Source organism: Microcoleus sp. OTE_8_concoct_300 (assembly GCF_031383065.1).
Lineage (GTDB): Bacteria > Cyanobacteriota > Cyanobacteriia > Cyanobacteriales > Microcoleaceae > Microcoleus.
Window position 1 is genome coordinate 1 of sequence record NZ_JANMZH010000083.1, and the last position, 1,334, is coordinate 1,334.

2 protein-coding genes are annotated in these 1,334 nt (G+C 48.8%); both read right to left on the minus strand.

From position 1 onward, the window contains the following. Positions 1 to 809 (minus strand): DUF3854 domain-containing protein (locus ACUVJL_RS04000; protein ID WP_445244665.1); only part of this gene is annotated, 809 nt, incomplete at its 3' end. Between the two features lie 311 nt (positions 810 to 1,120). Further along, positions 1,121 to 1,334 (minus strand): hypothetical protein (locus ACUVJL_RS04005; protein WP_445244666.1); only part of this gene is annotated, 214 nt, incomplete at its 5' end.

Here is a 1,334-nt window from a genome sequence, read left to right on the forward strand (position 1 = left end):
TTAAACTCTGGGCTGTTGGAGTAATCCCCGACGCGGTAGTCGAAAAGGATTGTGATTTGGCGTTCTGCTGTGTCAAATCGTTGAAGTATTGCCTGCAGTTCTCGCGCTTTCGCCTTTTGATACTGTGTGCCGTCAGGTTTAGTTACCCAATCCCCCCACTCGGTGACTCTGTAGCCCGTGTGAATTCCCGGCAGTCCGATCGCAGCATACCCGCAACTGATTAAGGCCGCTGCTTTCTTCTCACCTTCAGTAATGATGATGGGGCAATCAGTCTCAAGTACCCAGTCCCAAAATCCGAGCGCTTCCCCGTCCAATCCAATTACGGGAAATTCCGGCATTGATAACCCAGCCTTAGCTGCTACCAATTCCCAAATCGCAACAGTCACGCGCGGCAAAAATATTTCGAGTGGTTTGCCATACGGCTGGTGATAGCGGCGGGGTTCTAACTTCTCTGCACTTTTTTTGCCGAAACCTTTGCTCTTTTCTTCTTTGATATCGAACGCTAGCGGCTCGCCTGCCAATTGTCGGAATCTACCGTTAGTAGATATCCAACCGATCGCCTTTTCGCACTTCGTATAATTTCTTTTTGCTTGAGCGCTACCGCTGCTGCTGTTGGTTGTGGGGTCGGTGTCGCGGAACAGCAAATCGTAGACGGGACGACCGCTCGCAGGCTCAAAGCAGAGGCGATAAATCCCAGGGTCAATACCTGACTTGACAACGCAGTCTTGATAGGCAAGGTATTCTACATCTTCTGCAGTAAACTCTTGACCAAGTGACGATAGGTTATGTATATTTAGATTCGGGGTCATACTGTACTCGCTTGGTGGCGTGGAGTATGACCGCTTTTTTTTGGGCGGGTTGTCGGGTAGGTTTGCGCTGCAATACGCGCGCTGATAGACTGAAATTATGTTTTTTAATTACTTGTGGCCCGCCCAAACAGCGGCCATTTTTTTTTGGAGCTAAAGCCCAGTCGCCCAGGTTCAGTCCAGCAATTAATATTTTACGGCTTACCCGATCGCAACCGACGACCGCTGCGCTAATTTTTTGGCGTCAACTTGTCCGGCGCAACCTTTAAACTTACAGCAAACTCTACAGCGGACAAGCTGCCACTCAAAAAATTTCATCGGCTGCTTGACCTAGCTTTTTGGGCTGGGGGAATATCAAAAATATCAAAAGCTGCAAAGGTTTTATCGCTGACCAACACTCGCTCATCTCCACACATTACCTTTTCAGCCAGCTTCCGTACTTTTTTCTTAGCCAAAAATTCTTTGAGTTCTTCCCCAGACAAACTCTCCGAGAGATGCCCCGAAGTTATTACGGGAGTAGCGCACGGA